Below are 7,073 nucleotides of genomic sequence, written 5' to 3'. Positions count from 1 at the left end.
CCCGGTTTTTCGCGCTGTGCTCACGCTCGGTGAAGCTGACGGCACATGCCGGATGCCGGGCGCGCCGAGGCGAATCTGACTAGCCGGCCGGCCGTGGCGCACTAGTCTTTTCAGCTGACGAAAGGACGGTTTGCGGTGCGCACCGAATCCACGACCGACTTCGAGCCGCGCGCGGCCAGCGGTGCGCAGACGGCGCGGCTGGGGTTGACGGTCGGAGCCCTCGGTGTGGTGTTCGGCGACATCGGCACCAGCCCGATCTACACGATCCAGACGGTGTTCAACCCACACGATCCGCATCCGGTACCGATCTCCGAGCACAACATCTACGGCATCGTGTCGTTGATCTTCTGGTCAGTGATGATCATCGTCACGCTGACGTACGTCACGCTGGTGATGCGCGCCGACAACCACGGCGAGGGCGGCATCATGGCGCTGATCACGCTGGTGCGAAAGTGGGCCAGCGGCAGGAGTCGTCACACGGCGATGATCCTGGCCAGCCTCGGAATCTTCGGCGCCGCACTGTTCTTCGGCGACAGCATGATCACCCCTGCCATCTCGGTGCTGTCCTCCGTCGAAGGCCTCAAGGTGGTCGAGCCGGGCTTCGAGGACTGGGTGGTGCCGGTCACCGCGGTGATCATCGTGCTGTTGTTCTCCGTGCAGCGACGGGGCACGGGTACGGTTGGCCGGTTGTTCGGACCGGTGATGATCGTCTGGTTCGTGGCCATCGGCGCGTGCGGGATACGCAGCATCGTCGACCACCCGCTGATCCTCAAGGCGTTGTCACCGACGTATGCGCTGGCGTTCATCGCCGGTCACTTCCACATCGCGTTTTTCGCTTTGGCGGCAGTGGTGCTCGCAGTGACCGGCGCCGAAGCGCTCTACGCGGACATGGGCCACTTCGGCCGGCCGGCGATCGTCCGCGCCTGGCTGCTTCTGGTGTTGCCGGCCTGCACACTGAGCTATTTCGGTCAGGGGGCGTTGCTGCTCGGCGACGAGAAAAACCGCAGTGCGCCGTTTTTCCTTCTCACCCCGGAATGGGCGCGGATTCCGATGGTGCTGTTGGCCACTGCCGCGACGGTCATCGCATCGCAGGCAGTGATCACCGGGGCGTATTCGGTGGCGTCGCAGGCCGCGCAACTGGGTTATCTGCCGCGTCTGCGGATTGCCCATACTTCGGAATCGACGGTCGGGCAGATCTATGTGCCGTGGATCAACGGGATGCTGTTGGTCGCGGTGCTCACGCTGGTGTTCGCATTCCGCAGCTCCAGTGCGCTGGCCTACGCGTTCGGAATGGCGGTGACCGGAACGATCACGATCACGACGCTGCTGTTCTTCTACCTCGCCTACACACGATGGCGAACTCCGTTGTGGCTGGTGCTCATTGGCGGGGGCACGCTGCTGGCCGTCGACCTGATGTTCTTCGCCGCGAACCTCACCAAACTGGTGCACGGCGCATGGCTGCCACTGCTGATCGGCATCACCGCGTTCACGGTCATGACCACCTGGCAGCGCGGCCGCGAGATCGTGACGCGGGCACGTGCGCAAGCCGAAGGCCCGCTTCGCGGCTTCATCGACGAGATCACGCACCGGCAGCCGCCACTCGTGCGCATTCCGGGCACAGCCGTGTTCTTGAACCGCGGCAGTGAAACCGCCCCGCTGGCGTTGCGGGCCAACGTCGAACACAACCGCGTGCTGCACGAGCACGTCGTGATCTTGTCGCTCGACACTCTGCCCGTGCCGCGTATCTCGGACGACGAGCGCGCTCAGATCGACGATCTGGGTTATGCCAAAGACGGCATCCTCCACGTCAACGCCCGGTTCGGTTACATGGAAAGACCCAATGTGCCAAGGACTTTACGGCTGCTGGACCCCAGCGAGACCGAGGGGAAACTCGCCGTCGAGAACGCGTCGTACTTCCTGTCGAAGCTGGAGCTGGTCACGGGCAACGCGCCGACGATGGCCAAATGGCGCAAGAAATTGTTCATCGCCACGTCGTACATCACTGCCGATGCCGCCGCGTTCTTCGGCCTGCCCTTGGACCGCACCGTGGTGATGGGCTCACGCATCGAGGTGTAGCCGCCCACGCTGGGCGCCGAAACGGTATTCCGCGTGGCCCGCTCTCGCGATTTCCCGCGCTGGCTACCGGCTCGGCGATCAGCCGCCTGCCTGCTTGCGCTGCGCCTGTGCATCCTTCAGCTGCTTTGCGGCGTCGCGGCTGGCGTCTTCAGCGGCGCGCAGGTCCCGCTCGGCTTCGTCGTAGCGCCTACGCGCCGCGGCGACCGCGTCATCGGCCTGGGCCTTCGCCTGTTCGGCCGCCGTCACCGCTGCCCGGGCTCGCTTGATCTTCGTCTGATCGGGTGCTTGTTCGACGTCCGGCTTCGAAGCGGCCACCGAAGCCGCCAACGCGTCATCACCGAAGCCCGACCATTGTTCGGGCCTGGTCAGCCGACCCAGCCGCGCGGCCACGTCGGGATCCGCAACCGCGGCTTGCAAGGTGGCCGTCACGTCCTCGCGCAGCGCCGCCGACGGGTCCGCGATCTCCGCAGCGTCAAATGCCGTCCGCGACAGTTCGTCGATGAGCTTGCGTTGTTCGGCGGACAATTCGCGAATGCGGTCGCCTTCCAACGCGGAGTGCGCCTGGCGTAACCGTTCCCCCAGATCCCTCAGCCGCTGCGTGGCCTTGCCCTGGCTCAAAGCAAGCCGGTTGACCACCCACGCGGCCTGCGTGGGTTTTCGGGCGGCGGTGATCTGCTTGACGGCCTGCGTGTCACCGCGATCCTTCGCGGCGGCCGCGAGCCTGCTGCGGGTGGCCGTGAACTTGCCCGGCGTCACCCAGTACAACTCGTCCAGCGCGTCGTCGGCCATGCCGCCATGATTACCCTTGACCGCGATGCTGCACCCACCGAACACCCCGCTGGGCAGGTTCGGCATGGAGACGCTCGTCGACAGCCCGGACCCGTTCGTGGGTGCGATCCCGATGGCCGGCCTCGAGAACCCGGTGACCGGCGCGCCCACCGTCGCGCCGCTGGCCGTGCTCGTCGACTTCGTCGCAGGACTGGTCAACCACTATCGCCGCGGCCCGGACGAGTGGACGGTGTCCAGCGAGCTGACGCTGGACCTCGCGCCGGACGCGCTGGCGGCGATCGCACAGGCGCCCGACATCCCCGTCGTGGGCACGGCACGGCCAGTAGGACCGAAGGGCAGCACGTCGCTGGGTATCTGCAACGTCACCCACCGTGACGCGATCATCGGTGTGGGCACCGTGCGGTCGGTTCATATTCGGCTTCCCGGCCACTTCCCGCAGGCGCCGAAACAGACGACGGCGGACCCGGCGCCGACTGGGCTGGCAGAGATCATGGCGCTGCGCATCGGAGAGTGCGATCCGCCGGTGCTGTACCAAGACCCCCACGCGGCACTTGACAACAGCATGGGCATCGTGCACGGCGGAATTGCCGCTGCCGGATTGGAACTCGCCGCGTCAGCTGCACTCAGCGCCGGCCGCCCCGACGGCCCGCTCGACACCGCGTCGCTGCGGGTGAACTACCTGCGCCCGTTCCGCGGCGGTGCCGAATCTCGTTACACCGCAGAGGTTTTGCATGCCGGACGGCGAAGCGGCGTCGCGACAGCACAGGCAATATGCGACGACGGCGCCGTCGCGCTCGTCGCCAACGTCACGGCCTACCGCCGATGAAGTTGTGGGCCGGCACAGCACGGTTCGCCGAAACGATCATCGACAAGTCGCGATGACCCCCAAGTCGCCGGCCCCGGTAGGCTGGCTCTACCTCCTCGTCCCCGCGGCGATCGGCCAGTGATTTACAGTCCGAAGGTGCCTTCGACAGTCAACGTGGACTTCGTCCGGCCCGGCGTCGCCCTGCTGCAGCTGAACCGTCCGGAGCGGCTGAACGCGATCGACCAGACCATGCGCTCCGAACTCCTGCAAACGTTGCAAGCCCTCTCCGCCGACACGTCGGTCAACGTCGTCGTGGTCACCGGCACGGGCCGCGGCTTCTGCTCGGGCATGGACGTGCGCGGATTCGGCGCCAGCGCTCCGGAAGCGAACGACCCGGCGATCGAGCGGCTGCGCTTCCAGGAGTCGATGGCCGCACTGCCCCAAGCGATTCGGGACCTGCCCCAGCCGGTGATCGCGGCGGTCAACGGGCCGTGCGTCGGCGCCGGCCTTGCGCTGTGCCTGGCTGCTGACATCAGGATCTGCTCTGTCACAGCGACATTCGGCAACGCGGCTATTTTGCTGGGGCTCTCAGGAGCGGAAATGGGGATGAGCTACTTCCTGCCCCGTATCGTCGGCTCGAGTGTGGCCGCCGACTGGATGCTGACCGGGCGCACGGTGTCTGCCGAGGAGGCTGATCGCCGCGGCCTGGTCAGCCGGGTCGTGGAAGCGGACCGCCTGCTGGACAGCGCCCTCGAAATCGCCTGTGCCATCGCCGGTCTCACTTCGCTGGGTGTGCAGCTGACCAAGCGGGCACTGCAAGTCAACACCGACGCCGCCAGCCTGGCGTCGGCCCTGGAGCTCGAGAACCGCAACCAGGTGCTCAGCCACGCGACTGACGAAGCCGCCGCGCTGCGCCGGAAGTGGTCCACGTGAGCGGGCCGCTGCGCGGCGTGCGGGTGGTGATGATGGGCGGCTTGGGGCCGGGCCCGTTCTGCGGCATGCTGCTCGGCGACCTCGGCGCCGACGTGGTCAGGGTGGATCAGCCACGTCAGGTCGACGGCGGGTTGCCCATCGACTACACCGTGCGCCGCAACCAGCGTTCGGTGGCGCTCGACGTCAAGGACCCGCGTGGCCGCGAACTCGTGCACCGGTTGGTCGAAGACGCCGACGCGTTCGTCGACGTGTTTCGTCCCGGGGTGGCCGAGCGCCTGGGTATCGGGCCCGCCGAGCTGCACCAGGTCAACGGCCGGCTGGTATACGCGCGGATGACCGGCTATGGCCAGGACGGTCCGTACGCCGACCGCGCCGGCCACGACATCAACTACATCGCACTGGCGGGCGCGCTGCACGGAATCGGCACCCAAGACACACCGGTTCCGCCGCTGAACCTCGTCGGCGACTACGGCGGCGGCGGAATGCTTTTGGCGGTGGGCTTGTTGAGCGCGATCCTGCACGCCCGCGAATCGGGCGAGGGTCAAGTGCTCGACGTGGCGATGGTCGACGGTGCCGCTGCGCTGATGGCTCCGTACCACGGGATGGTGGCCGCCGGCACGTGGCGCGATCATCGGTACGACAACCTTCTCGACGGCGCGGCGCACTTCTACGGTGTGTACGAAACCGCCGACGGCAAGCACATGGCGGTCGGAGCGCTCGAGCGACAGTTCTACGCGGACCTGTGCCGGCGAATGGACCTCGACATCCCGCACGACTACGACGATCCGTCGGCATGGAGTGCTCACCGCGAGACATTCGCGGCCCGGTTCCGACAGAAGACCCGCGCCGAGTGGGAACGCGAACTGGACTCGGCCGATTGCTGCGCAGCACCGGTGCTGTCGATCAGCGAGGCCCCGCATCATCCGCACAACGTGGTCAGGGGATCGTACGTCGAAGTCGGCGGGGTGCTCCAACCGGCGCCCGCACCCCGGTTCTCCAAAACCGTTCCGGCACAACCTACTCCGTCGGCTCTGCCCGGCGACCACACCTGCCAGGTGCTGCGGCGGTTGGGCCTCGACGACCACGCGATCGCCGAGCTGGTCGACGCCGGCGTCGCCAGACAGAGCAGGAAGGACGACTAGTGGCGTGGGACTTCTCCACCGACTCCGAATGGGCCGCACAGTTGGAATGGGTGGACGACTTCGTCCGCGAGGAGTGCGAGCCGATCGATTTGATCGTCAACGAGTCTCACGACCTGAACGACCCGGTGCGCCAAGCTCTGATTCCGCCGCTGCAGGAAATCGTCAAAGAACGTGGCTTGTGGGCCACCCATCTCGGCCCGCATCTCGGCGGACCCGGCTACGGCCAGGTGAAGCTGGCGTTGCTGAACGAAATCCTGGGCCGCTCGGAGTGCGCGCCAATCGTTTTCGGCTCGCAAGCCCCTGACTCCGGCAATAGCGAAATCCTGGCCCACTACGGCACACCGGAACTCAAGCAGCGTTACCTCGAGCCGCTGCTGGACAACCGGATCGTGTCATGCTTCTCGATGACCGAGCCGCAGGGTGGCGCGGACCCGAAGGTGTTCACCACCACGGCCGTCCAGGACGGCGACCACTGGGTGATCAACGGAGAGAAGTGGTTCTCGTCGTTCGTGTCGATCGCGTCGTTCATCATCGTGATGGCGATGACCGATCCCGATGCGCCGCCTTACCAACGGTATTCGATGTTCGTCGTGCCGGCGGAGACACCCGGGATCAACGTGTTGCGCAACGTTGGCCTGGGTTATCAGCCTCTGGGCGGCGGCCGCGAGGGCTATGTGCGCTACGAGAACGTGCGCGTCCCGGGCGACCACATGCTGGGTCCGCGCGGCGGAGCGTTCGTCGTCGCCCAGACCCGCTTGGGCGGCGGCCGGATTCATCACGCGATGCGTACCGTCGGGCTGGTGCGGCGGATCTTCGACATGATCTGCGAGCGAGCGGTATCCCGGTACACCCAGGGCGAGATGCTGGCCAACAAGCAGTTGGTGCAGGAGATGGTGGCGGACTCGTGGATGGAGATCGAGGCGTTCCGGCTACTGACCTTGCAGACAGCGTGGAAGATCGACCAGCACAACGACTACAAGGCCGTTCGTACCGACATCTCCGCGGTCAAGGCGATGATGCAGAAGGTGCTGCACGACGTGTCGGCGCGGGCATTGCAATTACATGGCTCGCTGGGCGTGACGCACGAGATGCCGTTCGTGCAGTACCTTGTCGAGTCGTTCGTGCTCGGACTGGCCGACGGGCCCACCGAGGTACACAAGGTGACGCTCGCTCGTCTGCTGCTCAAAGACCGCACGCCGGCGCCGGACGTGTTCCCGTCCGAGCACCTGTTGCGGCTGCGCGAGGCGGCTGAGGCCAAGTTCGCTGACAAGCTGGCGGGCATACCGCGCAACTGAGCCGCCGAGAACACAGTTGTTGACGCTATTGCA

6 protein-coding genes are annotated in these 7,073 nt (G+C 66.4%); 5 read left to right on the top strand and 1 reads right to left on the bottom strand.

Features of this window, described 5'->3' with window-relative positions; translation table 11 throughout:
• The first annotated feature begins 135 nt into the window (after positions 1-135).
• A complete protein-coding gene (locus AC5Y4C_RS19585; RefSeq protein WP_500008515.1) occupies positions 136-2,076 on the top strand; it encodes a potassium transporter Kup in 1,941 nt (646 codons plus the stop codon).
• A gap of 78 nt (positions 2,077-2,154) precedes the next feature.
• On the opposite strand, the gene AC5Y4C_RS19580 is transcribed toward AC5Y4C_RS19585, so the two are convergent.
• Positions 2,155-2,865, bottom strand: coding sequence for a hypothetical protein (locus AC5Y4C_RS19580; protein WP_499904568.1), 711 nt, complete (start codon positions 2,863-2,865; stop codon positions 2,155-2,157).
• A 25-nt stretch (positions 2,866-2,890) separates the two neighbouring features.
• Between AC5Y4C_RS19580 and AC5Y4C_RS19575 the strand changes: the two genes are divergently transcribed.
• The 4 genes from AC5Y4C_RS19575 (at position 2,891) to AC5Y4C_RS19560 (ending at position 7,040) form a co-directional block, all read left to right on the top strand.
• The gene (locus AC5Y4C_RS19575; protein WP_499964904.1) at positions 2,891-3,691 is read left to right on the top strand and encodes a PaaI family thioesterase; all 801 of its coding nucleotides are present in this window, start codon (positions 2,891-2,893) and stop codon (positions 3,689-3,691) included.
• Between the two features lie 135 nt (positions 3,692-3,826).
• Complete coding sequence (locus AC5Y4C_RS19570) at positions 3,827-4,603, top strand: enoyl-CoA hydratase/isomerase family protein (RefSeq protein ID WP_499964902.1); 777 nt, start codon at positions 3,827-3,829, stop codon at positions 4,601-4,603.
• Positions 4,600-5,745 carry a CaiB/BaiF CoA transferase family protein gene (locus AC5Y4C_RS19565; RefSeq protein WP_499964900.1) on the top strand — a complete coding sequence of 382 codons (1,146 nt, stop codon included), beginning with the start codon at positions 4,600-4,602 and terminating at the stop codon, positions 5,743-5,745. Before AC5Y4C_RS19570 ends, AC5Y4C_RS19565 begins: the two co-directional genes overlap by 4 nt.
• Positions 5,745-7,040, top strand: a complete 1,296-nt coding sequence (locus AC5Y4C_RS19560; protein WP_499964898.1) for an acyl-CoA dehydrogenase family protein — start codon at positions 5,745-5,747, stop codon at positions 7,038-7,040. The genes AC5Y4C_RS19565 and AC5Y4C_RS19560 overlap by 1 nt, the downstream gene beginning before the upstream one ends.
• Positions 7,041-7,073: the final 33 nt, after the last annotated feature.

This window comes from Mycobacterium sp. NGS35 (assembly GCF_059812855.1).
The sequence above is the reverse complement of the archived record's forward strand: the minus strand, read 5'-3'. Positions and strand labels throughout refer to the sequence as shown.

Excerpts from the sequence above, each read along its gene's own strand:
- AC5Y4C_RS19580 (WP_499904568.1), bottom strand. The coding sequence starts at position 2,865 with ATGGCCGACGACGCGCTGGACGAGTTGTACTGGGTGACGCCGGGCAAG.
- AC5Y4C_RS19575 (WP_499964904.1), top strand. The coding sequence starts at position 2,891 with ATGCTGCACCCACCGAACACCCCGCTGGGCAGGTTCGGCATGGAGACG.